This is a genomic window from Marinobacter lutaoensis, assembly GCF_001981305.1.
In the GTDB taxonomy this organism is placed as follows: domain Bacteria; phylum Pseudomonadota; class Gammaproteobacteria; order Pseudomonadales; family Oleiphilaceae; genus Marinobacter; species Marinobacter lutaoensis.
This window is the reverse complement of sequence record NZ_MSCW01000007.1, coordinates 695,463-720,837: the sequence shown is the minus strand read 5'-3', so window position 1 is coordinate 720,837 and position 25,375 is coordinate 695,463. Positions and strand designations below refer to the sequence as shown.

At 62.4% G+C, this 25,375-nt stretch carries 19 protein-coding genes; 14 read left to right on the top strand and 5 right to left on the bottom strand.

What is annotated here, in order from left to right:
* Nucleotides 1-55 precede the first annotated feature (55 nt).
* Nucleotides 56-385 carry a c-type cytochrome gene (locus BTO32_RS12975; protein WP_076725032.1) on the top strand — a complete coding sequence of 110 codons (330 nt, stop codon included), beginning with the start codon at nucleotides 56-58 and terminating at the stop codon, nucleotides 383-385.
* 29 nt (nucleotides 386-414) lie between these two features.
* Here BTO32_RS12975 and ppnN read toward each other — a convergent pair whose 3' ends face one another.
* A complete protein-coding gene (ppnN, locus tag BTO32_RS12970) occupies nucleotides 415-1,797 on the bottom strand; it encodes a nucleotide 5'-monophosphate nucleosidase PpnN (protein WP_076725111.1) in 1,383 nt (460 codons plus the stop codon).
* 119 nt (nucleotides 1,798-1,916) lie between these two features.
* On the opposite strand from ppnN, the gene thiI reads away from it, so the two are divergent.
* Nucleotides 1,917-3,371: a tRNA uracil 4-sulfurtransferase ThiI gene (gene thiI / locus BTO32_RS12965; protein WP_076725031.1), complete on the top strand. Its 1,455-nt coding sequence runs from the start codon at nucleotides 1,917-1,919 to the stop codon at nucleotides 3,369-3,371.
* A gap of 13 nt (nucleotides 3,372-3,384) precedes the next feature.
* Here the strand turns inward: thiI and BTO32_RS12960 are convergent, their stop codons facing one another.
* Nucleotides 3,385-4,398 carry a histone deacetylase family protein gene (locus BTO32_RS12960; RefSeq protein WP_076725030.1) on the bottom strand — a complete coding sequence of 338 codons (1,014 nt, stop codon included), beginning with the start codon at nucleotides 4,396-4,398 and terminating at the stop codon, nucleotides 3,385-3,387.
* A 163-nt stretch (nucleotides 4,399-4,561) separates the two neighbouring features.
* On the opposite strand from BTO32_RS12960, the gene BTO32_RS12955 reads away from it, so the two are divergent.
* The gene (locus BTO32_RS12955) at nucleotides 4,562-6,010 is read left to right on the top strand and encodes an NAD-dependent succinate-semialdehyde dehydrogenase (RefSeq protein WP_076725029.1); all 1,449 of its coding nucleotides are present in this window, start codon (nucleotides 4,562-4,564) and stop codon (nucleotides 6,008-6,010) included.
* Between the two features lie 164 nt (nucleotides 6,011-6,174).
* Nucleotides 6,175-8,340, top strand: coding sequence for a DNA helicase II (uvrD, locus tag BTO32_RS12950; protein ID WP_076725028.1), 2,166 nt, complete (start codon nucleotides 6,175-6,177; stop codon nucleotides 8,338-8,340).
* On the opposite strand, the gene BTO32_RS12945 is transcribed toward uvrD, so the two are convergent.
* Nucleotides 8,337-8,834, bottom strand: a complete 498-nt coding sequence (locus BTO32_RS12945; protein ID WP_076725027.1) for a hypothetical protein — start codon at nucleotides 8,832-8,834, stop codon at nucleotides 8,337-8,339. The two genes, uvrD and BTO32_RS12945, sit on opposite strands and share 4 nt — an antisense overlap.
* Before the next feature lie 118 nt (nucleotides 8,835-8,952).
* On the opposite strand from BTO32_RS12945, the gene BTO32_RS12940 reads away from it, so the two are divergent.
* From BTO32_RS12940 to BTO32_RS12900, 9 genes are all read left to right on the top strand, one after another.
* Nucleotides 8,953-9,684 (top strand): AraC family transcriptional regulator, encoded by a 732-nt coding sequence (locus BTO32_RS12940; RefSeq protein WP_076725110.1) that lies wholly within the window; start codon nucleotides 8,953-8,955, stop codon nucleotides 9,682-9,684.
* Nucleotides 9,685-9,763: 79 nt separating this feature from the next.
* Nucleotides 9,764-10,639, top strand: a complete 876-nt coding sequence (gene yddG / locus BTO32_RS12935) for an aromatic amino acid exporter YddG (protein ID WP_076725026.1) — start codon at nucleotides 9,764-9,766, stop codon at nucleotides 10,637-10,639.
* Between the two features lie 305 nt (nucleotides 10,640-10,944).
* A complete protein-coding gene (locus BTO32_RS12930; protein WP_076725025.1) occupies nucleotides 10,945-11,514 on the top strand; it encodes an Hsp20/alpha crystallin family protein in 570 nt (189 codons plus the stop codon).
* 106 nt (nucleotides 11,515-11,620) lie between these two features.
* Nucleotides 11,621-14,467 (top strand): heat shock survival AAA family ATPase ClpK, encoded by a 2,847-nt coding sequence (gene clpK, locus BTO32_RS12925; RefSeq protein WP_076725024.1) that lies wholly within the window; start codon nucleotides 11,621-11,623, stop codon nucleotides 14,465-14,467.
* 17 nt (nucleotides 14,468-14,484) lie between these two features.
* Nucleotides 14,485-15,912, top strand: a complete 1,428-nt coding sequence (locus BTO32_RS12920; RefSeq protein WP_076725109.1) for a phospholipase D-like domain-containing protein — start codon at nucleotides 14,485-14,487, stop codon at nucleotides 15,910-15,912.
* A 26-nt stretch (nucleotides 15,913-15,938) separates the two neighbouring features.
* The gene (gene ftsH, locus BTO32_RS12915) at nucleotides 15,939-17,819 is read left to right on the top strand and encodes an ATP-dependent zinc metalloprotease FtsH (RefSeq protein ID WP_245820328.1); all 1,881 of its coding nucleotides are present in this window, start codon (nucleotides 15,939-15,941) and stop codon (nucleotides 17,817-17,819) included.
* A 206-nt stretch (nucleotides 17,820-18,025) separates the two neighbouring features.
* Nucleotides 18,026-19,765 carry a cation:proton antiporter domain-containing protein gene (locus BTO32_RS12910; protein WP_076725023.1) on the top strand — a complete coding sequence of 580 codons (1,740 nt, stop codon included), beginning with the start codon at nucleotides 18,026-18,028 and terminating at the stop codon, nucleotides 19,763-19,765.
* Nucleotides 19,766-19,904: 139 nt separating this feature from the next.
* Nucleotides 19,905-20,381, top strand: coding sequence for a phosphate-starvation-inducible PsiE family protein (locus tag BTO32_RS12905; RefSeq protein ID WP_076725022.1), 477 nt, complete (start codon nucleotides 19,905-19,907; stop codon nucleotides 20,379-20,381).
* A 240-nt stretch (nucleotides 20,382-20,621) separates the two neighbouring features.
* A complete protein-coding gene (locus BTO32_RS12900) occupies nucleotides 20,622-21,773 on the top strand; it encodes a S1C family serine protease (RefSeq protein WP_076725021.1) in 1,152 nt (383 codons plus the stop codon).
* Nucleotides 21,774-21,984: 211 nt separating this feature from the next.
* On the opposite strand, the gene BTO32_RS12895 is transcribed toward BTO32_RS12900, so the two are convergent.
* On the bottom strand, nucleotides 21,985-22,782 hold the full coding sequence (locus tag BTO32_RS12895) for an undecaprenyl-diphosphate phosphatase (protein WP_076725020.1): 798 nt from the start codon (nucleotides 22,780-22,782) through the stop codon (nucleotides 21,985-21,987).
* 90 nt (nucleotides 22,783-22,872) lie between these two features.
* Nucleotides 22,873-23,724, bottom strand: a complete 852-nt coding sequence (locus BTO32_RS12890) for a helix-turn-helix domain-containing protein (protein ID WP_076725019.1) — start codon at nucleotides 23,722-23,724, stop codon at nucleotides 22,873-22,875.
* Nucleotides 23,725-23,895: 171 nt separating this feature from the next.
* Between BTO32_RS12890 and BTO32_RS12885 the strand changes: the two genes are divergently transcribed.
* Nucleotides 23,896-25,365: an alanine/glycine:cation symporter family protein gene (locus BTO32_RS12885; protein WP_076725018.1), complete on the top strand. Its 1,470-nt coding sequence runs from the start codon at nucleotides 23,896-23,898 to the stop codon at nucleotides 25,363-25,365.
* Nucleotides 25,366-25,375 lie beyond the last annotated feature (10 nt).

Here is a 25,375-nt window from a genome sequence, read left to right as displayed (position 1 = left end):
GGCTCACGGATTCTTATAAGCAAGTCAGACTGATTGAGATGAGAGGGAAAGCCCTATGAAACTGAAACACGTTGCCGTTGCAGGTTTGATGTCCGTCGCTGCCGCTCTGCCGGCGGTCGCCAGCGCCGCTGATGCCGCCGCCGGTCAGGCCAAGGCCGCCGTGTGCGCTGCCTGTCACGGCCAGAATGGCAAGGCCCAGATTCCCACCTACCCGAACCTGGCGGGCCAGAACGAACAATACCTGGTGATGGCCCTCAAGGCCTACAAGAACAAGGAACGCACCGGTGGCCAGGCGGTGATCATGCAGGGCCAGGCTGCGGCCCTGAGCGATACCGACATCGCCAACCTCGCCGCCTACTTCTCCAGCCTGCCGGCTGGGGGCTGAAGCGCGCGGTCCATGGTGGAGCGGCCGTTTCAGGCCGCTCCACTGATGATGCGATAGCACGGCTGGTAGGCCGTGGCGCCCGGCAGTTTCATCCGGTTCTGGGCCACGAATTGCTCCAGCATCGCCTCCAGGGGGCGGATCAGCGTCGGGTCACCGGCGATCTCGAACGGCCCTTTCTCCTGAATCTGGCGAATCCCCTGTTCCTTCACGTTGCCGGCGACAATGCCGCTGAACGCCTTGCGCAGGTTGGCCGCGACCATGTGCACCGGCTGGTCCCGATGCAGTTCCAGTGAGCGCATGTTGGCGTGTGTGGGCTCGAACGGGAACTGGAACACCGGGTCGATCTTCAGCATCCAGTTGAAGTAGTAAGCGTCCTGCATGGCCCGGCGGAAGGTTTCCACCTCCTTGACCCCCCGCTTCATGGTCTGGGCGACGCGCACCGGATCGTCGATGATGATCTCGTAGCGACTCGCCGCTTCGTCGCCCAGGGCGTTGCGGATGAAACGGTCGATCATTTCGAAGTATTCGGCGTTTTCCTTCTGGCCGGTGAACACCACCGGGAAGGGCAGGTCGCTGTTGTCCGGGTGCAGCAGGATGCCCAGCAGGTACAGGATTTCCTCGGCGGTGCCGACGCCGCCCGGGAACACGATCACGCCGTGACCGCAGCGGACAAAGGCCTCCAGACGCTTCTCGATGTCGGGCATGATCACCAGCTCATTGACGATCGGGTTGGGGGCTTCGGCGCCGATGATGGCCGGCTCGGTGATGCCGATGTATCGGCCATTCTTCACCCGCTGCTTGGCATGGCCGATGGTGGCGCCCTTCATCGGTCCCTTCATGGCACCGGGTCCGCAGCCGGTGATGATGCTCAGGCCGCGCAGGCCGAGCTGATGGCCCACTTCCTTGCTGTACTGGTATTCCTCGTGGCTGATGGAGTGACCGCCCCAGCACACCACCAGGTCCGGCTGGCGGCCCGCCTCCAGCACGCCGGCGTTGCGCAGGATGTGGAACACCAGGTTGGTGATGTCGTCCGGGTTGTCGCCCCGGAACCCGGCGATGGTCTGGGGAATGGAGTGGGTGTAGATGATGTCCCGCAGGACCGCGAACAGGTGCTCACGGATTGCCCGCAGCATCTCGCCATCGACGAAGGCATGGCTGGGGGCGTTGATCAGTTCCAGCTTCAGGCCCCGGGGCTGCGGCACCAGGCGCACGTCGAAGTCGGCGTTGGCCTCCATCAGTGCCTTGCAGTCGTCCGTTTCGACGCCGGTGTTGAGGACCGCCAGGGCGCATTGCCGGAACAGCCGGTACAGGCCGCCCTCGCTCTTGTCCTTGAGACGGTTGACTTCATGGTTGGAGAGGATTTCGAGGCTGCCCTCGGGGGAGACCAGGGTGTTGATCTTGGTATCGGTCATGGTCATGTAGTGCGCAGACTCCTGGTGATTTCGGCCAAGCCGGATTTTGAGGCAATCCGACAAAACGGTACACTAAGCGCTTTCCGCTTCATACGCCACCCGTCAAGATTCCGATCCCTATGAAACTGCTGATTCGTCCCGCGCCGGAAGTCGCCATCAAGAGCAAGCCTGTTCGCCAGCAGCAAATGCGGCAGCTGCGTCAGAACATCCGCAAACTGCTGGTCCGGCTGGACCCCGACATCGAGGTGTCGGGCGGCTGGGACCGCATCGACGTGGTGGTGCCGGATGGGCGCGGCCTGCACACGCCGGTGATCGACACGCTGATGCGGACCCCCGGCATCTCCAGCATCCAGGAGGTGGCGGTTTACCCCCTGGTGTCCCTGGAGGATATGGGCGAGAAAGCGGTACAGGCCTACCGTGGCGCCCTGGATGGCAAGACCCTGGCGGTCCGGGCCAAGCGGGTGGGTCAGCATGATTTTCGTTCCCTGGACGTGGAGCGGGCGGTGGGCGCGGCCTTGCTGCGGGCCAACGACACCCGGGGCGTGGACCTGACCAATCCGGACGTGGAAGTGCGGGTCGAGGTCAAGGGCGACCAGTTTCACATCAGCCGGCACAAGCACCCGGGCCTGGGCGGTTACCCGCTGGGGTCGGTGGAAACGGTCATGACGCTGATCTCCGGCGGCTACGACTCGTCGGTGGCGGCCTACCTGATGATGCGCCGGGGCCTGCGCAGCCACTTCCTGTTCTTCAATCTGGGAGGTACCGCCCATGAAGTGGGGGTGCGTCAGGTGGCGCATTATCTCTGGCAGCGGTACGGCGCCTCCCACTCGGTGAAATTCATCTCGGTGCCCTTTGACGGCGTGGTGGCGGAGATCATGCGCGCGGTCAACCACCGGCACTGGGGCGTGGTGCTCAAGCGCCAGATGCTCAAGGCGGCCGGTGAGATCGCCAGAGAGCTGGGCGTGGCCGGTCTGGTGATGGGCGACGCGGTGGCGCAGGTGTCCAGCCAGACCCTGTCCAACCTCAACGTGGTGGACCGGGCGACCGGCGAGGTGGTGCTGCGGCCGCTGATCGCCATGGACAAACAGGACATCATCGCCCTGGCGCGCCAGATCGGCACCGAGCCCTTTGCCCGCACCATGCCGGAGTACTGCGGCGTGATTTCCCAGAAGCCGGCCACCCGGGCCAAGCTGGACCGGGTCGAGGCGGACGAGGCCAACATGGATCCGCAGGTTCTGGCGAACGCCGTTGCCGCGCGGGTGGAAACGCCGGTGCATGCCCTGATGGACAGCACCTCCACGCCGGAGGAGATCGAACTGGTACGGACGCCGTCGGTGGGCGACGTGGTCATCGACATCCGCCACCCCGCCGAGGAAGAGCGGGAGCCGCTGACCCTGACCAACAACGAAGTGCTGAAAATTCCCTTCTACGAGCTCAACCAGCGCATGGAGGCCCTGCCCAGGGACCGCCAGTACCTGCTGTTTTGTGACCGGGGCACCATGAGCCGCCTGCATGCCGGTCACCTGAAGGCCGAGGGGTACGACAACGTGAAGGTCTACAGCCCGGCCGCCTGAGCCTGCTGCGGCCTTACCCCTCCAGTCCCCGGAAGAACTGCTGCACGTTGGTGCCCAGGGTGTCCAGGTCGTAGCCGCCTTCCTGCACCACCAGTGTGGGCAGGCCCAGGTGGCGCAGGTGGGTGCCGAGGCGGCAGAACCCCTCCGAGCTCACCGACACCTTGGCCTGGGGGTCGTTCCGGTAGATATCGAAGCCCAGTGCCAGCACCAGGGCGTCCGGCTGGAACAGCCGGATCGCCGCCAGGGCCTCGTCCAGGCGGCCGAAGAAGTCCTCCTCGCTGGCGCCATGGGGCATGGGTAGATTGATGTTGAACCCGTCGCCCTCGCCCTCGCCGCGTTCATCCTCGAAACCGCTGACCACCGGGTAGAAGTTGGTGGGGTCGCCGTGAATGGATACGTACAGCACGTCACTGCGATGGTAGAAGATTTCCTGAATACCCTGTCCGTGGTGCATGTCGGTATCCAGAATGGCGATCCGGTTGAAGCGGCCGCGCAGGTGCTCGGCGGCGATGGCGGCGTTGTTCAGGTAGCAGAAACCGCCGGCGGCGTCCCGGCGCGCGTGGTGCCCCGGCGGCCGACACACCGCGTAGGCGCTGCGGTCGCCGGCCATCAGCGCGTCGGCCGCACCCAGGGCGCTCTGCGCCGACCAGTAGGCGGCTTCCCAGGTCCGTTCACCCACCGGGCAACTGCCGTCGGCCAGGTAGCGGGCGGCCTCCGCCAAGACCCCGCGCAGGGCATTGGGCGAGCGCACGAAAATGTTCGACATGACCTCGTCGCCCCAGTCTTCCATTTCCATCCAGCGCCGGTGCGCGGTCTGCAGGAAACGCAGGTACCCCAGATCGTGCACCCGGGAAATCGGTCCGGCCCCCTGGTCCGCCGGCTGCAGGACCGGCATGCCCAGCTCTCGGAGCCCTTCCAGCAGATGACCGGTGCGGGCCGGCACTTCCTGGGGCTGGCGCATCTGCCCCCGGGTGAAGTACGTCTTCGGCACGTGCAGGTCCTGCGAGGGGTGGAAATACGCTTTCATCGTCCGGCCTCCTTTCAGTTCGCTTGCCCGAAGCCCGGCGGGTCCGGGGTGAGTCCAGTCTGCCCTTGACTTTACAGGCTTAGACTCAAGATCCACTATGGAAGACATCATTCATGGACGCAACCCGGTGCGGCCGGGCCGAACGCAGATATGAGGAGCCGAGATGATCGAATCACCGCTGCTGGAAAACCTCACGGGCTACATTGGCGGACGCTGGCGGGACAGCGCCGGAGGCCGGACCTTCGATGTCCACAACCCGGCCACCGGCGAGGTGATCGCCCGGGTGCCGTCCATGCCCGCCGAGGACGTCGAAGCGGCCATTGAAGCCGGCAAGTCGGCACTGAGGCTGACCCAGCCCTACCCGCTGGACACCCGGCGCCAGTGGCTGGAAGGCATCCGGGACAGCCTGCTGGCGCACCGGGAGGAAATTGGTCGCATCCTGTGCATGGAACACGGCAAACCCTGGCTGGAAGCCCAGGGCGAGGTGGACTACGCCGCCGGCTTTTTCGACTACTGTGCCAAGCACATCCAGGCGCTGGACGCCCACACCTTGCCGGAGAAACCCAAGGGCTGCAGCTGGACGGTGCACTACCGGCCGGTGGGCGTGACCGGCCTGATCGTGCCCTGGAACTTTCCCATCGGCATGATCGCCAAGAAACTCTCGGCGGCACTGGCGGCCGGCTGCCCGTCGGTGATCAAACCGGCCAGTGAAACACCGCTGACCATGATTGCCTTCTTCAGCCTGCTGGACCGCCTGGGGCTGCCCGATGGCATGGTCAACCTGGTGATGGGTAAGGCCAGCGTGATCGGCAAGGTGCTGTGCGAGCATCCGGATGTGCCCATGTTGAGCTTCACCGGCTCCACCGAAGTGGGCCGGCAGCTGATCCTGGACACCGCGCCCCAGATCAAGAAACTGGCCCTGGAGCTGGGTGGCAACGCGCCGTTCATTGTCTTTGACGACGCCGACCTGGACGCCGCCGCGGACAACCTGGTGGCGAACAAATTCCGGGGCGGTGGTCAGACCTGTGTCTGCGCCAACCGCATCTTCGTGCACGAGAAGGTGGCCGATGCCTTCGCCGGAAAACTGGCCGACCGGGTGGCCGGACTGACCGTCGGCAACGGCCTGGAGTCCGGTGTGGACATCGGGCCGCTGATCAACCGTGCCGGCTTCGACAAGGTCCGGCGCCACCTGGAGGATGCCCTGGCCAAGGGCGCCCGCCTGATTGCCGGTGCCCGGCCCGAGGACTTGGGGGAGGGCCTGTTCTTCCCGCCAACCGTGGTCCTGGGGGTGGACCGGTCGATGGACTGCTACCGCGAGGAAACCTTCGGGCCGCTGGTGCCGATGGCGGTGTTCCGTGGCGAGGAGGAGGTGATCGCGGCGGGGAACGACACCGAATTCGGCCTCGCTTCTTACGTATTCACGGCCGACGCCGAGCGGGCGCAACGCGTGGCGGCCGGGCTCCGGTTCGGTCATGTCGGCTGGAACACCGGCACCGGGCCGACGCCGGAGGCACCGTTCGGCGGCATGAAAGCCTCCGGCATCGGCCGCGAGGGCGGGTTGGAAGGCCTGTTCGAGTTCGTCGAGCCGCAAACCGTGCCCCGGGGCTTCTGACCGCAACACCACCGCCCGCCCCGGGCGGTGCGAAGAGCCCCGACAGCCCTCCCGCCCGGGACCTGTGTCCCGGGCGGCCCCGTGCCCATCCCCGCCCGGCAATCCCGCGTTTCTCCTGTTATACTCACGAACCTGTTTATTTAGCCAGTAGCGAACGATTTCCTATGGACGTCTCCCACATCATCGACCCTCTCAATGATGCCCAGCGCGAGGCCGTAACGGCCCAGAACGACCACCTGCTGGTGCTGGCCGGCGCCGGCAGCGGCAAGACGCGGGTACTGGTGCATCGCATTGCCTGGCTGATGGCGGTGGACCGGGTTCCGCCCACGGCAATCCTGGCGGTCACCTTCACCAATAAGGCCGCGAAGGAAATGCGCTATCGCATCGAGGAGATGATGCAGATTCCGGCCCGGGGGCTGTGGATCGGCACCTTCCATGGTATCGCCCACCGCCTGTTGCGAGCCCACTGGCGGGACGCCGGGCTGCCGGAAAACTTCCAGGTACTGGACAGCGACGACCAACTGCGGCTGGTCAAGCGGGTCATGCGCGAGTTGCAGATCGACGAGAGCCAGTGGCCGCCCAAGCAGGCCCAGTGGTTCATCAACAGCCAGAAGGACGAAGGGCTGCGCGCCGACCACATCCAGGAAGTACCGGGCGACCACTTCACCGGCACCATGCTGAAAATCTACCGCCGTTACGAACAACTGTGCCAGCAGGGCGGTCTGGTGGATTTCGGTGAACTGCTGCTGCGCTCCCATGAACTCTGGCTGCAACGGCCCGAACTGCTGGGGCACTACCAGCAGCGGTTCCAGCACATACTGGTGGACGAATTTCAGGACACCAACACCATTCAGTACGCCTGGTTGCAGGTGCTGGCCAGCCACCGGGTGCCCCTGACCGTCGTGGGGGACGACGACCAGTCCATCTACGGCTGGCGCGGCGCCCGGATCGAAAACATCCAGCAGTACCAGCGCGATTTCCCCAACGCCCGGTTGGTGCGGCTGGAACAGAACTACCGCTCCACCAAGACCATCCTCAAGGCCGCCAACTCGGTGATTGCCAACAACCAGGGCCGGCTGGGCAAGGAACTCTGGACCGACGGCCCGGAGGGCGAGCCCATCAGCCTGTATGCCGCCTTCAACGAACAGGACGAGGCCAACTACATTGCCGACAGCATTTCCGAGTGGGTCAGCGAGGGCAACCTGCGCCGGGACGTGGCCATTCTATACCGTTCCAACGCCCAGTCCCGGGTGCTGGAAGAGGCGCTGATCCGCCAGGGCATTCCCTATCGGGTTTACGGTGGTCTGCGTTTCTACGACCGCCAGGAAATTCGCAACGCCCTGGCGTACCTGCGCCTGGTCCACTACCGCCGCGACGATGCCGCGTTCGAACGGGTGGTGAACGTGCCGCCCCGGGGCATCGGTGCCAAGAGCCTGGCGGAACTGAGGGCATACGCCACCGAGCAGGGGATTTCCCTGTGGGAATCAAGTGAGCGGCTGTTGCAGGCGGGCCAGGTGAAAGGACGGGCGAAAACCGGCCTGCAGTCCTTCATGGACATCATCCAGCGCCTGTCCGGAATGGCTGAACAGGCGTCACTGCAGGGGCTGATGAAGGAAACCATTGAAGCCAGCGGCCTGAAGGAATACCACGCCAGTGAGAAAGGGGAAAAGGGGCAAGCCCGGGTGGAAAACCTGGAAGAACTGGTCAACGCGCTGGCGGACTTCGAGGTGGACGACGGCCTGGACCCGCTGGCGGAATTCATCGCCCAGGCGGCGCTGGACGCCGGTGAGGCTCAGGCCGACGCTCACGAGGACAGCGTTCAGCTGATGACCCTGCACTCGGCCAAGGGGCTGGAATTCCCCCTGGTGTTCATCGCCGGTGTCGAGGAGGGGTTGTTCCCGCACAGCATGTCGCTGGAGGAACCGGGGCGCATGGAAGAAGAACGTCGCTTGGCCTACGTGGGCATCACCCGCGCCAAGAAAAAGCTGGTGCTCACCTACGCCGAATCCCGGCGCCTGTACGGCCAGGAAAAATTCCACGCGCTGTCCCGATTTGCCCGGGAGATTCCCGCCGACTGCCTACAGGAAGTGCGTTTGCGCAACACCGTGACCCGCCCGGCCATGGTCGCGCGTCCGAACGAGACCCTGTTCAGCCAGGACTCGGCCAGCCAGGCCGGTTTCAGCCTGGGCCAACGGGTCCGGCACCCGAAATTCGGCGAAGGCATCGTGATGAACTGCGAGGGCACCGGCCACCACACCCGGGTGCAGGTGAACTTCGAAGACGGCGCGAAATGGCTGGTGCTGGCCTATGCGCCGTTGGAGGCGTGTTAATAGTAGATCACTTCCCGTTTTGTTGTCAGGCATGAGTTACCCCCATTCTGAGGGGTCATGTAGATATTCACGGAGCCCTCCGGGTTTTCCAGTACAGTCGTTGTTCCTTTCAGGGCGCCGCTAAACTTGAATCCGGAAAATACCTCCTCCCGCAACACGGTGCAGGACTTTGGCCAAAAAGAAGTTTCGTTATACTCCGCATAGCATGCCCCGGACTTATCTGGGCCCACGATCACGGATATGTGGCTGTCGCCATCTGAGTAGCTTTTTACCAGGAACGACGAAAACATCCTGTCATTGGCATTATCGCGATTCCAAAAATCATGCGATGCATGAGCGTTGCCCTTGACGATGAAGTTTCCTACATCTCTTATCTGGGTGAGGCAAGTTTTGATGCCATTTTCCGCAGCCGTTTTGTATGGGAGCGAATCATTAGCCATGGCAATGCAGGGTCCGATTGCAAGTGTGCTTGCCAAAAGGACTCGAGTAAGCATATCTTCCTGATCTCCTGTGGGGTTTTCGTCTCTACCAGGGCGAGAATGATAACCTCGAACTCCAGATCAGGCGTAGAGCACCTGAGGCGTTATTACGTTGAGCCTGGTAACCAATACCATGCCGGAGTCTACCGTTAAGCTCGAGATCCGAAGCTACGATTCGGAAAGCAAGAAGCACTGTCACCGCTATCACCAGCTGGTGCTACCGCTGGCCGGTGAGTTGCTGCTGATGGTGGACCATCAGGAGGGGGCGGTGGTGCGGCAAAAGGCGGCGGTGATTCCCTCCGGTCGGGATCACGGCTTCGCGGCACTGGTCGACAACCGCTTTCTAGTGCTGGATATTCCGGAGCAGGCGGCGCCGGACTTGGAGCGAGTACCGCGCTTTGTCGAACTGGATCCGGCCCTGCTGCACTACGCCCGATTTCTGGAGACGCAGGTTTCCCTAAAGGCCACGTCAGGCGGCAGTAAGCGGCAGATGGTGTTGTTGCTGGTGCAGTTGCTGCTGGAACGCTACGGCGAAAAGCCGGATCTGGACCGTCGCATCGCCGCCGCCAGGCACTTTCTCGACAGTCATTTCCAGCACCGGATTACCCTCCAGGATGTTGCGACCGCGGCCCACCTGAGCGTCCGCCAGCTCAACGAGCTCTTCAAACGCCAGGTGGGTATGACACCGCACCAGTACCTGACGGAGCTGCGGATGCAGCAGGCGCTGCAACTGCTGGAGCAGTCCCGGCTGAGCATTCAGCAGATTGCCGAACGGGTCGGCTACAGCACCCTGGCATCGTTCAGCACCCGATTCGCGCAACACTTTGGCAAGCCGCCCAGCCATTTCCGCGCTATTGCGCAATAACGCCGCCGTTTCGATAAAGCAAACGGGCCGCCATCCGCGATAGGCTGGTGCCTTGATTTTGAGGCAATCGGATAGGCACATGGCGGCAACGCACACGGCAACACTGATCGGCACAGTTTCCATTCTTTTGTGGGGCACGCTGGCCCTGCTGACCAAGCTCACGGGCGGTGACATTCCGGAATTTCAGATGCTGGCCATGACCTTTGGCGTGGCCTTCCTGTTGATGGCCTCCCGCTGGTGGTGTCAGGGCCACAGTGGTATCCGCCACATCCGGCAACCGCGGGTGGCCTGGCTGATCGGGATTGGCGGGCTGTTCGGTTATCACTTTGCCTATTTCAAGGCGATGACGCTGGCACCGGCCGTTGAAGTCAGTCTGCTGGCCTATCTCTGGCCCCTGCTGATTGTACTGTTTTCTTCGCTGTTGCCCGGTGAGTCATTGCGATTGCAACAGATAATAGGAACCTTGCTGGCGCTGACCGGCTGCTGGCTGCTGGTGGGTTGGGACAGCGACGGTTTCGCCTGGGATTACCTCGATGGCTATCTGATGGCGCTGGCCTGTGCTCTGATCTGGTCGTCCTACTCGGTGCTCAGTCGCCTCGTCCGCTCGGTGCCAACCGACGCCGTCGGCTGGTTTTGCGGGGTCACGGCGCTGCTGGCGTGGCTGTGTCATTTGCTTTGGGAAGACACAGTCTGGCCATCCGATGCCTACCAATGGGTGGGCGTCATCGGGCTCGGCCTCGGCCCCGTCGGCATTGCGTTTTTTACCTGGGACTACGGCGTCAAGCATGGCAACATCCAGCTTTTGGGCACGCTCTCATACAGCGCGCCGCTGATCTCGGTGGTGTTGCTGGTGCTGGCCGGTTTTGGGGAAGCCACGCCGGTACTGATCGCCGCCAGCTCGCTCATCGTTATCGGCTCGCTGGTGGCCGGCCATCACCCTTCAAAGCCCAGATAAGTGGGTTATTGCAACCTCTTTCGAACAATACGATAAGCGCCTCGCTTTCCCCGCTCATTTGGATCCTTGATTGACGTGTGTCAAGCATGAGCGGTTGAGCTTGCTTGATATCCCGACAGTGCGGTGCCATGTTTTGCAGGGACAGAGTGAATTACAGAAGTAATGATTTGCCTCTGTCTGTAGGAGCAGGAGCAGGTAGAGCTGTGGGGAATGAACGTAATGCCTGTGCCCTACATGCTCTAAGACATTGCTTGGTGCCTTAGCCAAGAAGGCTGACGGGTTCTTAAATTTTCTGGAGGTGTGGTATGGATATTGACTTCAAGAAGTGGGCTCCTTGGAACTGGTTCAAGAAAGAGCAGGAAGAGCAGCAAACCGCCTCTTCGCTGCCGGTTCAGCGCAGTGATCTGCCGGCGGCGGGCGGCGCAGTCAGCCCGATTTTACAACTGCACCGGGAAATTGACCGGCTGTTCGATGATGCGTTTCGAGGCTTCGGGTTTCCGGCGTTGAGCACGCCACAGTGGCCATCCGATTGGTCGGGTGTGCTGAAACCGGCTCTGGATATCCAGGAAACCGACAAGGAGTACAAGATCACTCTGGAGGTGCCTGGTGTCGAAGAGAAAGACATCCAAATCACTCTCGACAACGACGTGCTGGTGGTGCGTGGTGAGAAGCGTCAGGAGCAGGAAACGAAGGAGGGTGGCTACCATCGGGTCGAGCGCTCTTATGGCAGCTTTCAACGCACCCTAAACCTGCCCGGTGATGCCAATCAGGACTCGATCAAGGCATCGTTTAAAAACGGGGTGCTCACAATCACGATCGACAAACACGAGACTGGCACGCTGAAGCAAGGGCGCTCGATCCCGATTAACAGCTGACCCCCGCTCGACGGTCAATTGTTATAAAACAGTCTGCAACAGGCGAGGTGCCGAATCGTGACTCACGGCACTTCGTCTCATTATCTTTTTTCTCAGGAGTATCAGCATGGCCAGAAAGCAGTGTCAGGTTTGCGGCCAACCCGCAACCGTGCGGGTGGAAGCCAATCTCAACGGTCGACACAGCGGCCTGCTGCTGTGTGACGACCATTACCGCCAACTGGTGCGCCAGCAAAAGCGCACTGTGTCACCGCTGGAAGCGTTATTTGGCTCGCGCAGCGGCCTGTTTGAAGATTTCCTAGGTAGCGATTTCTTCCGCATTGGTGACGATTCCGTGCCCGTTTCGGGTGCCGATGAGGTGGTCGATGCCTCGTTCGATGAGCCTGCTGCTGTAGGGCTGGGCGCATCACGCCGTCGCGGCAGTGGTCTTGCCAGCCGCCTGAGTGAGCAGTCGGAAGCTTTGCTGCAGGCGGCCGCTAAACATGCCGCCGAATTTGGCCGCTCCGAGGTGGATACCGAACATCTGCTGCTGGCGCTGGCCGACAGCGACGTGGTCAAGACCATCCTGGACCAGTTCAAGATCAAGGTCGATGACCTCAAGCGGCAAATCGAGTCTGAGGCCAAGCGCGGAGACAAGCCATTCGAGGGTGAGATCGGCGTGTCGCCGCGGGTGAAGGATGCCCTCAGCCGCGCTTTCGTGGCCTCCAACGAACTTGGCCATTCCTATGTCGGCCCGGAGCATTTCCTGGTCGGCCTGGCCGAGGAGGGCGAAGGGCTGGCTGCCAACCTGCTGCGCCGCTACGGCTTGACGCCGCAGGCGCTGCGCCAACAGGTCAGCAAGGTGGTCGGCAAGGGCGCCGAGGACGGTCGCGCCGAGACGCCGAGCAATACGCCGGAGCTCGACAAGTATTCGCGTGATCTCACCCAGATGGCGCGCGAGGGTAAGCTCGATCCTGTGATCGGCCGCGCGCAGGAGATCGAGACCACCATCGAAGTGCTGGCCCGGCGCAAAAAGAACAACCCGGTGCTGATCGGCGAGCCGGGCGTGGGCAAGACGGCTATCGTCGAGGGGTTGGCACAGCGCATGGTGGCGGGGGAAGTTCCCGAGACCTTGCGCGACAAGCGCCTGGTGGAACTCAACATCAACGCCATGGTGGCCGGCGCCAAGTACCGGGGCGAGTTCGAGGAGCGCGTGCAGAAGGTGTTGAAGGAGGTGACTGAACACCAGGGCGAGCTGATTCTGTTCATCGACGAAGTGCACACCATCGTCGGTGCCGGCCAAGGCGGTGGCGAAGGCGGGCTGGACGTGGCCAACGTCTTCAAACCGATGATGGCGCGCGGCGAGCTGAACCTGATCGGCGCCACCACGCTGAACGAGTACCAGAAATACATCGAGAAGGATGCCGCGCTGGAGCGTCGCTTCCAGCCGGTGATGGTGCCGGAACCAACGGTGGCCCAAGCCATCATGATCCTGCGCGGCTTGCGCGACACCTTTGAGGCGCACCACAAGGTCAGCATCACCGAGGATGCGATCATCGCCGCCGCCGAGTTGTCGGACCGCTACATCACCGCGCGCTTTTTGCCGGACAAGGCGATTGATTTGCTTGATCAAGCGGCTGCACGCGTAAAACTGTCGGCTACCGCACGTCCGGTGGCCGTGCAGGAGCTGGAGTCTGAACTGCACCAGCTGCGGCGTGAGCAGGATTATCTTGCCGCGCGCAAGCAGTATGACAAGGCCGCTGAGCTTGGCAAACGCATCGAGGCCAAGGAGGTTGAACTCAAGAGTCTGGTCGAGGAATGGGAGCGTGAGCGCGCATCCGGCAGTGCCGAAGTCAAGGCCGAGCACGTGGCCCAGATCGTTTCGCGCCTGACCGGCATTCCGGTCAACGAGTTGACGGTGGAAGAGCGCGAAAAACTGCTGCACCTCGAGCAGCGCCTGCACGAGCGCCTGGTGGGGCAAGACGAGGCGGTGCGTGCCGTGGCCGATGCCGTACGCCTGTCTCGTGCCGGCCTGCGCGAAGGCAGCAAGCCGGTGGCCACCTTCCTGTTCCTGGGTCCGACCGGGGTGGGCAAGACCGAGCTCGCCAAGGCCTTGGCCGAATCGATCTACGGCGATGAACACGCCCTGCTGCGCATCGACATGTCGGAGTATGGCGAACGCCACACCGTGGCGCGGCTGGTGGGCGCGCCTCCGGGCTATGTCGGTTACGACGAAGGCGGTCAGCTCACCGAGAAGGTGCGGCGCAAGCCTTACAGCGTGCTGCTGCTGGACGAGATCGAGAAAGCACACCCTGACGTCTACAACATCCTGCTGCAGGTGTTCGACGACGGCCGCCTCACCGACGGCAAGGGCCGGGTGGTGGATTTCACCAACACCATCATCATCGCCACGTCTAACCTGGGCTCGGACATCATCCAGCGACGGCTGAAGGCGCGCGGGGCGGTCGGTGAAGCGTATGAGAAAACCAAGGCCGAGGTGATGGATGTGCTGCGTGGCCACTTCCGTCCCGAATTCCTCAACCGCATCGACGAAATCATCGTCTTCCACGCGTTGGGCAAGGAGGAGATCGGCCATATCGTTGGCCTGCAGCTCGATCGCGTGGCGCGCAGCGCTGCCAGTCAGGGCGTGACGCTCACCTTCGATCAGACGCTGATCGATCATTTCGCGGAAGAAGGCTACAAGCCCGAGTTCGGTGCGCGTGAACTCAAGCGTCTGATCCGCAGCGAGCTCGAGACGGCGCTGGCGCGCGAGATACTCGGCGGCGGCATCGGCAAGGGCGATCACGCCAGCGCACGCTGGGACGACAAGGCCGAACGCGTGGTGTTCGAACGCAAGGAGCCACCGCAGACTCCGGCCGAGCCAGAGCAGGCGGATGCCGCGAAGGCGACCAAGGCGCCGCCCGGCGACGCGGGTAAGGGCTCTCGCAAGAAGAAGTCGGCGAGCGATGCGTCTTGATGTTGGGAGAGGCTGCCGTGTCCGACCCCATCGGCCTGGCATGGGCAGCCACCCTGGCCTCGATCGCGGTGGCGGTGGTGGCTGCGGGGCACGCGGTCGTCTACAAACGGGATCCGCGCTCGGCCACGCTCTGGGTGCTGTTGATCGGGGGGCTGCCGGTACTGGGCTCGCTGCTGTACCTGCTGTTTGGCATCAACCGCTATCAGAGGCGCGCCCGGCGCTTGTATGATGGGGCAAGCTGTCCTGCCGATGCAGACCTGGCCCAGGGGCTCGATGTCTTGCCGGAGGCCGCTGCAGGTCTTGCTGTGCTGGTAGGGCATGCCACCGGCCAGCCGTTGACCCAGGGTAATCGTATCGAGCCGCTGGTGGGTGGCGAGCAGGCGTATCCCGCCATGCTCGCCGCTATCGTATCGGCCCGGCACAGCATCGTTCTGGCCTCCTATATTTTCGAGGACAAGGGTGTCGGTGCAGAATTTGTCGATGCCCTGCACCAGGCGCATGTGCGCGGTGTGCAGGTGCGGGTACTGATTGATGATGTCTATGCCCGTTGGGCCCGGCACAGTGCATTCCGGCGTTTGAAACGCTGCGGCGTGCCGGTGGCTGCCTTCAATCCGACACTGATTCCGGCCCGCCTGCACGCGGCACACCTGCGCAATCACCGCAAGCTGTTGGTTGTCGATGGTGTGCTGGGCTTCACCGGTGGCATGAACATCGCCAGTGACTACTGGGACCCCGGCGCGCCCGGGCGCGCTTGCCGGGATCTGCACTTTCGCCTGCAGGGCCCTGTGGTGGGGCAACTCGCCCACTGTTTTCGAGAGGACTGGTGCGACACCACCGGCGAACGACTTGACGCGCCGTTTTGGGGGGCACACCCCGAGCCGGCCAGCCCGACGGGCGCCAGTCTGGCACGCGGTATTGAAGCCGGGCCCGATGAAACCCTGGATCGCATGCGCTGGACTTTCATGGGCGCCTTGAGTACGGCGCGGCGCTCGGTGCGCATCTGGACGCCCTACTTCGTGCCCGATCAGCCGGTTATCGCTGCCGTGAACACGGCTGCCCTGCGTGGAGTGCAGGTCGAGATACTGACGCCGGCAAACAGTGATCACCCGAGTGTGCAGTGGGCGGCGCGTGCCCACTACTGGCAGGTGATGGAGCATGGTGCGCGCATCTTCGAGCGACCCGGGCCTTTCGATCACAGCAAGTTGATGCTGGTCGATGGTCTGTGGTGCTGCCTGGGGTCGGCTAACTGGGACGCGCGCAGCCTGCGGCTCAACTTCGAGTTCAACGTCGAAGTCTATGACGCGGCGCTCTGCGCAGAGTTGGAAGCCTTGTTTGACGCGGTGCGCGATACCGCACAGCCTGTGTCACCACAGATGCTGCGCCAGCGTCCTCTCGGGGTGCGACTGCGCGATGGAGTGGCACGTCTGTTCACGCCCGTGCTTTGACCGGGGATTTTACGGAGTTGGAGATCATGGATAAAAAACATCAATGGAATACCGGCTACTGGATCGTTGCGGTCCTGCTACTGCTCATGCTGCAGGAATACTGGCAAACCGCGAAAACCATCGAGCCGGTACCTTACAGTGAGTTCGAGAAGGCGCTGGCCGAGGATCGTGTGGCCGAAGTGCTGGTGTCGGATCGTACGGTGACCGGACGCCTGAAAACACCGGACAACCGGGGCAAGACGACGATCGTGGCGACCCGGGTCGAGCCGGATCTTGCCGAACGCCTGTCGAAGTACGATGTGCCCTATGCCCGTGTGATCGAAAGCACCTGGCTGCGTGATGTACTGTCGTGGATCCTGCCGGCAGTGGCCTTCTTTGGTGTCTGGTTCTTCCTGTTCCGCCGCTTTGCCGAAAAACAGGGTATGGGCGGGTTTCTCAGTATCGGCAAGAGCCGCGCCAAGGTGTTCGTGGAGAAGAACACCGGTGTGACGTTCACCGATGTGGCCGGCGTCGATGAAGCCAAAGCGGAGCTGGTCGAAATCGTCGATTTCCTGAAGAACCCGCAGGACTATGGTCGTCTTGGGGCGCGCATTCCGAAGGGCGTGCTGCTGGTCGGTCCGCCCGGCACCGGCAAGACCTTGTTGGCCAAGGCAGTGGCGGGTGAAGCGGGCGTGCCCTTCTTCTCGATCTCGGGCTCGGAATTTGTCGAGATGTTCGTCGGGGTGGGCGCGGCACGGGTGCGCGACCTGTTCGAGCAGGCCCGCGCACAGGCGCCGGCGATCATCTTCATCGACGAACTGGATGCGCTGGGCCGGGCGCGGGGTGTCGGCGGCCCGGTCGGCGGCCATGACGAACGCGAGCAGACGCTGAACCAGTTGCTGACCGAAATGGACGGCTTCGATGCCTCCGTGGGACTCATCATTCTGGCCGCCACCAACCGGCCCGAAATTCTCGACCAGGCGCTCATGCGTGCTGGCCGCTTCGACCGACAAGTGCTGGTGGACCGCCCCGACAAGAAGGGCCGGCTCGATATCCTGAAGGTGCATGTCAGGAAGGTGAAGTTGGCAGCCGGTGTGGACCTCGAACAGGTGGCCGCGCTGACCACCGGTTTCTCCGGCGCGGATCTGGCCAACCTGGTCAACGAGGCGGCGCTGACTGCGACGCGCCGACGCGCGCAGGCTGTGGAACTCATCGACTTCACCGCCGCCATCGAACGCATCGTGGCGGGGCTGGAGAAGAAAAACCGCGTGCTCAACCCGAAGGAACGGGAGACGGTGGCGTATCACGAAATGGGCCATGCCCTGGTGGCACTGGCCTTGCCGGGTACCGACCCGGTACACAAGATTTCCATCATTCCCCGTGGCATCGGCGCCCTGGGTTACACCCTGCAGCGCCCGACTGAAGACCGCTTCCTGATGACACGCGCCGATCTGGAACACAAGATCGCCGTGCTCCTGGGCGGACGCGCCGCCGAGAAGCTGGTGTTCGGCGAACTCTCCACCGGCGCGGCGGACGATCTGGCGCGCGCCACCGACATCGCCCGCGACATGATCACCCGCTTCGGCATGGACGAGGAACTGGGCTATATCGCCTTCGAGGCGCAGCGACCACGCTTTCTCGATACGCCCGAACTGGTACAGGGTGGGTGCCGGGTGGCTGAATCAACTCAGGCGCGCATTGATCAGGCTGTCCGCGACATCGTGATGGGGGCATTCGACCGCGCCTATCGGATTTTAGAGGTCAATCGCGATGTGCTGGAGCGCTGTGCGCGTGAGCTGCTGGCGCGAGAGACCCTAGACGAAAACGACATCAGCCAGCTGGCGCAGGGTTTGCAAACTGAATATCTTGGAGAGGCCATTCCTCAGTCCGAGTCCTCGCGTTCTGGGTCCCGAGGGAACACGCCGTGAGTGAGCGTCTCCGGAGCGCCCGCCCACACGGCAAATCCATCAACCACGTTCCAGCAGCGAGATTCTCCGATCAAGCAAACTGTGATCGTTGCTGCCTTTCCTTGTCCAAAGGTGAGCTTATTGAACTGACAATGGCGATATCCGCTCGCCATGCAGAGCGCAAGAGCATCGTGCGCTGGGTCGCAGTACAGTTGGAACATTGAATTATGGAAGACTTGCTCGGTACTACGCTGATCCTGCTGGTGGCGTGTAGTCTGGCGGCAGTTTCGGCGGCGGCGCTCAGGGTGCCCACCTTGTTGGGTTATCTCGCCGTCGGTGTCGTGCTGGGGCCCTCGGTTAGCGGCGTGGTCGCGCCAGGAGAGACGCTTGACTTTCTGTCCGAGCTGGGCGTCGCCCTGCTGTTGTTCATGGTCGGGCTGGAGTTTTCTCTCGGGCACTTCTGGCTCACCCGCAAGACTGTACTGGTGGCTGGCGGCTTGCAGATGGTCGCTGTGGCGGTACCCATTGCGTTGGTGTTGATCTGGTTTGAGCTACCTGTTCAGAGTGCCGCGATGCTCGGCGCGGCGGCGGCCATGTCGTCTACCGCTTTGGTCAGCCGGCAGCTGGCCGACCAGGGCGAGCTCACTACACGTCATGGCCGCAGTGCAATCGCTGTTCTGGTATTCCAAGATCTTGCGGCCATTCCGTTGCTGGCCTTACTTGCGATCTGGGCGCGCGGCGAGTCGCTGAAAGTTGAGAGCTTGCTGCTTGAAGTGTTCGGCGTGCTGGTGCTGTTTACAGTATCGGCCGTTGTCTCGCGCCGTCTGTTGCATGGAGTCCTGGGTTGGGTGGCGCGACAGGGGCATGAGGAATCCTTTGTTCTGGTCTCCTTGTGTGTGGTTGTATCGGCCGCGGCTGGGGCACATGCCGTTGGTGTATCAGCTGCCTTGGGTGCGTTCCTTGCCGGCATGGTGTTAGGTGAAAGCGACGTTCGGCATCACATGGAAAACCATCTCAAACCGTTTCGCGATGTGTTGTCGGGTATTTTCTTCGTGACCATTGGTTTGCAGCTGGACGGTTCACAGGTGATGGTGGCACCGCTGGCGGTGCTTGCGTGGCTATTGGCACTGCTGCCGCTCAAGATCGCTCTTAACACTCTGGCCTTGCGAGCGGCACGCTTGTCCGCGCTGGATGCTTGGCGCACGGGCATTGTTCTCGGGCATGGTGGCGAGTTTGCCTTGTTGTTGCTGGGAATGCTCTTGCACCAACATTTGATCCCCGCCACACTCGCACAACCGATGCTGGTGGCGCTAGTGCTGAGTATGGCTCTGGCGCCCCTGTTGATCCGTCACTACGACCCAGTTGCCCAGTTCTTGAGCCGCACACGAGGTATCCGTCAGCCGCCGCAAGCAGAAGAAGACGATATCGCCATGCAGGCTGCGTCGTTGCGAGAGCACGTCATCATTTGTGGCGCGGGGGAACTGGGCATGACGGTCAGTCTGATGCTGCAGCAGGCGGGTGTGGCACATCTGCTGCTAGAGTCGGATAACCAGAAGGTTCGGGCTGCAGGTGCGGCCGGCGCGCCGGTGTTCTACGGCGATGCCAGTCGCCCTGATACTTTGCTGGCTGCTGGTTTGGCGCATGCGCGCCTCGTGGTGTTGACGTTCGCCGATACCCAGCCTGCGCTGCGCATTGCCCACACTGTGGCCGAGCGATGTCCGGCGCTGCTAGTGTTGGTGTCATGCAAGTCGTTGACCCAGGCTGATGCCTTGCGCCCCCTGCCCAACGTGCGTCTGTATCAGCAATCCTTTGCCGCTGCTCTTGGATTGGCGGAACAGGTCATGTTGGCGATTGGCGTACCGGCCGAGGTCGTAGAAGGGCACGCCAGCGCGATGCGACACCATCTAGACCGCCATCCTTTTCATGTTCTTGGGAGCCCTGGAGCATCGTCTCCGTGTGGCCCTTAACGTGCGTGGAAACGACCTGCGGCGCGTATTGGCCGTGCTGCTTTAGTGTACGTTTGTCAGGGGCGTGACGGTGATGACCTCCCTTAGGTGAACCGGAGCGGGTGAAATCAGGTGGCGTTCGCTTCCACGGAGAATGACAATGCATGACAAAAAAGCGCCGTGGCTCGAGCAGTTTCGTTCAGCTTGGGCGATGATGAGCTTCTATGAACGTTTCGAGCAGGTTATTGCGCTCGTGCTGTCGGCGGTCATCGCCGTCATCATCGTGGTCTCAATGCTTCAGCTGATTTTCATCGTTGTCTCGCTGCTGATCGTTGATGCCTTCAATCCATTGGATCACACAGTGTTCCAGAGCGTGTTTGGCATGATCATGACGCTGTTGATTGCGATGGAGTTCAAGCACTCCATCGTGCGCGTTGCGCTGCGTCGAGACAGCATCATACAGGTTAAGACGGTTATTCTGATTGCTCTGATCGCGCTCTCCCGCAAGTTTGTGGTCTTAGACCCAGAAGTGAGCCCCAGCAAAATTGCGGCGCTGGCAGGTGCTACACTGGCTCTCGGTGTGACCTACTGGTTGCTGCGAGAACGGGACGACCGAGCCAAGGGCATTTCCAGATGACTCCTCAGCCCCCCGCAGCTCTCTCAGCATGCTGCTAATCCGAACCCTGGGTGGACTCCTCGCTTCTATATTATTCGACGATCGTGGTTTTTGGCGGGTGCGGGTGGCTGTATGTACGTGGCTGTTCGAACCGGAACTGGCACTCATCTTGCGGTAGGTCGTACGAAGACGCTGTGTCCACCGATCTGTTACCTCGGCGGCCTATGGCGCTGACTGCATCCCTTGACTGGAGAGTTTTTTATGGCTTACCCCGATCCTTACCGCCGCTCAGAATCGGCGCCTTTTGTCCGGCGCTGGTTGTTCATCACGGCTTGCATTGCAGTACTCATGCTGTTGTGGCGGTTCCTGCCCGCCATCGAGGCTTGGTTGAGTCCGAGCGAGGCGGAGGAACGCACTGTGACGGCGCGAGGCGATCTAGCGGCAGACGAGAAAGCCACTATCGAGCTGTTCGAGCAATCACGTGCATCAGTGGTCTACATCACCACCGCGCAATTGGTACGTGATGTCTGGACACGCAATGTCTTTTCTGTACCGCGGGGCACTGGTTCCGGTTTCGTCTGGGACGACGCCGGCCACATCGTAACCAACTTCCATGTCATTGAGGGCGCATCCGAAGCCATTATCAAGCTCGCCGATGGCCGCGACTACCAAGCTGCTCTTGTGGGGGTGAGTCCTGCACACGACATTGCCGTGCTCAAGATCGGCGTAGGCTTCAAGCGCCCGCCGGCGGTGCCGATCGGAACCAGTGCCGACCTTAAGGTCGGCCAGAAGGTCTTTGCAATAGGCAACCCCTTCGGCCTGGACTGGACGCTGACCACTGGTATTGTCTCTGCGCTCGATCGCTCTCTCCCTGGGGAAGGGGGGAGGTCGGCCATCAGTCACCTGATCCAGACAGATGCCGCCATCAATCCCGGCAATTCTGGTGGCCCTTTGCTTGACTCGGCCGGACGTCTCATTGGCATTAATACGGCGATTTACAGCCCGTCAGGCGCGTTCGCCGGGATTGGTTTCGCTGTGCCAGTGGACACGGTTATGCGAGTTGTACCTCAACTTATCAAAACGGGTAGATACATCCGCCCGGCACTGGGCATCGAGGTGGATGAGCAGCTTAACCGGCGTTTGCTTGCACTGACCGGTGGCCAGGGTGTGTTCGTGCTGCGCGTGTCCCCAGGGTCGGCGGCGCACAAGGCGGGCCTCATGGGCGCTGAAGTGACACATCAGGGTATTGTGCCCGGTGACCGTATCGTCAGTGTTGATGACACGGTAGTGGAGGATGTTGCCCAGCTGCTTGCCCTGCTCGATGACAAAAAAGTCGGAGATGTCGTGGTTTTGTCCGTGGAACGGGCTGGCAAATTGCGTGAGGTGCCCGTGGAGCTGCAACCGGGGATTTGATCGCGTTGGCCTTGTCTGTGGTGGGGCATGCCATGGCTGGAGTCATTCTGACATACCGTGCCCATGACCGTCGCCCCGGCCGCACCCCGTGCTTCTGGCGCGATACTCAACCAATGGATGGCCCTGATATCATGCATGCGAGACTAAGGCTTCTGGTTGGGTCACATGGAAATGCCGCCACGGCGTGTCGCGGCTTTCCGGGGAGTGGGGGTTACATCAGCACGGCATAAATGACCGCCGCCAAGGCGATGCGGTAGATCACGTAGGGCCACATGCCCACTTTATCCAGCCATTTCAGGAAGAAGTGGATGGCGGTGATTGCCATCACGAAGGAGGTGACGCCACCGATCAGGAAGCCGCTCCAGTCCACGGCCACGTCGGAGGTGGCCGCTTCCAGCAGTTTGACGGAGCCGGCCAGGACGATGATGGGGATGGACAGCAGGAAGGAGAACCGGGATGCGGTTTCCCGGGTCATGCCCAGGAACAGGCCGGCGGTGATGGTGACGCCTGATCGGGAGGTGCCGGGCACCAGGGCCATGGCCTGGGCGATGCCCACCAGCAGGGCGTCTTTCCAGCTGAGAGTGTCCAACGTGCGGGTGCGTTTGGGCAGCCAGTCGGCGATGCCCAGCAGCAGGCCAAAGAGCAGGGTGGTGGCGAAGATCACCGACGGCGAGCGCAGCACGCTGTCGATCAGGTCCAGCAGGGCCAGCCCGGCGAGGCCGGCGGGGATGGTGCCGATCACCAGATACCCGGCGAGGGCGCCCTGGCCGACGATCCGGCGCCGGGCGACCGATACCAGGCCGTCCCGGGCGATGCCGAACACCTCCCGCCGGAAGTACAGCACCACCGCCAGCAGCGTGCCCAGGTGCACGGACAGGTCGAAGCCCACGCCCTGGTCGCTCCAGCCGAAGAAGGCGGGCGTGAGGATCAGGTGAGCGGAGCTGGAGATGGGGAGGAACTCGGTCAGCCCCTGCAGGAGACCGAGAAAAAGGGCCTGAAAAACATCCATAGTGTCAGTCCGTATTCGCCATCGGGAGAGCCATCAGGCCGCCGATAGTAGCAGGGTGGCCCGGGGCTGAACAGGTTGTGTCCGGTGTGCTCAGTGTCCGCTGCGGTGGCCGGGCGAGTGGCGGGCCCGGAACAGGGGTTCGTCGGGGGCCATGCGGTTGTCGACGGCGTCCCAGATCTGGGGGCCGATTTCGCCGCAGCCACGTTCGTACAGGCCGCACATGGACAGCGCCTTGCGCAGGTTCACCCGGTGCCCCAGGTATTCGTACAGGACCCGGGCGCAGCAGGGCATGCGCTCGCTGTTGTCGGACACCCCCATCTTCAGACCGGTCAGCCGGGAGACCCGGTTGCGGTAGCTGGGAAAGAGGATGGTCTGGGAAATTTCCTGCTGGTTGATGGTTTCGTGATCCACCAGAAACAGCCGGTCGGTGAGCAGGTAGGCCACGCCCTGATAGCGGTTGTGGCAGATCGGCTCGCCGGGACCGGCCTGCATCCGTTCGGTGCGCTGGTAGACCACCTGGCCCTTGCGCTGCTCCAGGCACACCAGGTTGCGCAGCAGCCGCCCGGGCGCCGACATCGACAGGTAATACTCGAAGTAGTAGCCAAGGTAGCGTTCCAGGGCCCGGTTGCTGGCCTGGGACAGTTGCTGCAGGTGCGTGGCGAGCGTGTCATCGGGGACCTGTGCCGGGTGGCGCTGGGGGCGCAGCTGCACCAGCCGGGAGAACTGGTCGTGGGGCAGCAGGATTTCGTGGACCTCGACGCCAAAGAATTCACACAGCCGGCGCAGGGTATTGGCGGAGGGGCGGTATTGCCCGCTCAGGTAGCGATTGAACTGGGGGCGGTTGATGTCGAGCCGGCGGCAGACCTCGGCAATGGATTTGTAGTAGCTGCACAGCAGGCGCAGGTTGAGCGCCAGGTCGGTGTTGCGGGCGGTGTCTTTCATCGCGGTGCCTGTCTTGGGCGGCGGAGTGGAACACAGTGCAAATGACGTGGGGTGATGCCCTATCTGCGTCGAAGTGCGTCAGTGTGTAGACGAGGCGCGAAATTTTAACAGGCCCGTCCAGCGTTTTAAATGTGCGCCTCGCCGGACAACAACAAGCCGTGGAGTTTTTCAATGCTGGATTTTTTCAATGACATTCTTTGGGGCAAGGTGCTTATCGCGCTGTTGATCGCGGTCGGTTTGGGCTTCACCTTGGCCTCCCGTTTTGTGCAGTTCCGGTACTTTGGCCGGATGTTCCGGATTCTCAGTGCCAGCCAGGCGTTCAAGAAGGACAAGCACGGCCACCTGAGTTCCTTCCAGGCGCTGGTGCTGTCGGTGGCCGGCCGGGTCGGGGGTGGCAACATCGCCGGTGTCGCGGTGGCCATCACCCTGGGTGGGCCGGGCGCGGTGTTCTGGATGTGGGTGGTGGGCCTGATGGGCATGGCCACCAGTTTTCTGGAGTGTACCCTGGCCCAGGCCTACAAGCGCAATGACACCGACGGGACCTACCGCGGTGGCCCGGCGCACTACATTGCCCGGGGCCTCGGCCGCAAGTGGTCCTGGGTCGCCGCGCTCTATTCGGTGTTGCTGCTGATTACGTTCGGTTTCGGTTTCAACGCGCTGCAATCCTACGCGGTGGCCACCTCTCTGGAGGACGCCTTCGGCATTCCCGTGTACTACAGCGGCATCGGCCTGGCGATGGTCGTGGGCCTGATCATTTTTGGTGGGGTCAAGCGCATCGCCCGGGTTTCGGAGGTGCTGGTGCCGGTTATGGCGCTGGGTTACCTGCTGATCGCGCTGGTGGTGCTGGGGCTCAACCTGGATCGCATTCCAGGCGTCATTGGGCTGATCGTCAACAGCGCCTTTGGCCTGGAGCCGGTGGTCGGCGGCGGTATCGGCGCGGCGATCATGATGGGCGTCAAGCGTGGTCTGTTCTCCAATGAGGCGGGGCTGGGCAGCGCGCCCAACGTGGCCGCCGTGGCCTATGTGCCGCACCCGGCCAACCAGGGGGTGGTGCAGGCGTTCTCGGTGTTCATCGACACCATGATCATCTGCTCCTGCACCGCCTTCATCATTCTGCTCAGCGGGATCTACGATCCGGCCGGGCAGGCCAGCGATGTCGGCGGCGTGGCCCTGACCCAGGCGGCGCTGGCGGATCATGTCGGCGAGTGGGGGCGCAGTTTTGTCAGCAGTGCTCTGTTCCTGTTCGGCTTCAGCACGATTCTGTACAACTACTATCTGGGTGAGAACAGCATCAACTTCTTCAATACCGAGAACCAGAATCTGTTCACCGGTTTCCGGGTGCTGATCATCGGTCTGGTGTGCTGGGGCGCCACCACCGATTTGGGTACGGTGTTCGCCTTCGCCGATGTGACCATGGGCCTGCTGGCGCTGGTGAACCTGATCGCCCTGATCTTCCTGTTCAAGCCGGCACTGCGCATCCTTCGGGACTTCGACGGCCAGATTGCCGCCGGGGTCGAGCAGCCGGTGTTCGATGCCAAGCGTTTCGCCGACATGAACGTAGACACGGACGCCTGGGAGATCGAACCCGAAGACCTGGAGCGGCTGCGCCAGCATACAGGCGACGTGGTACAGGCCCGGTAGGGGCGTTGTC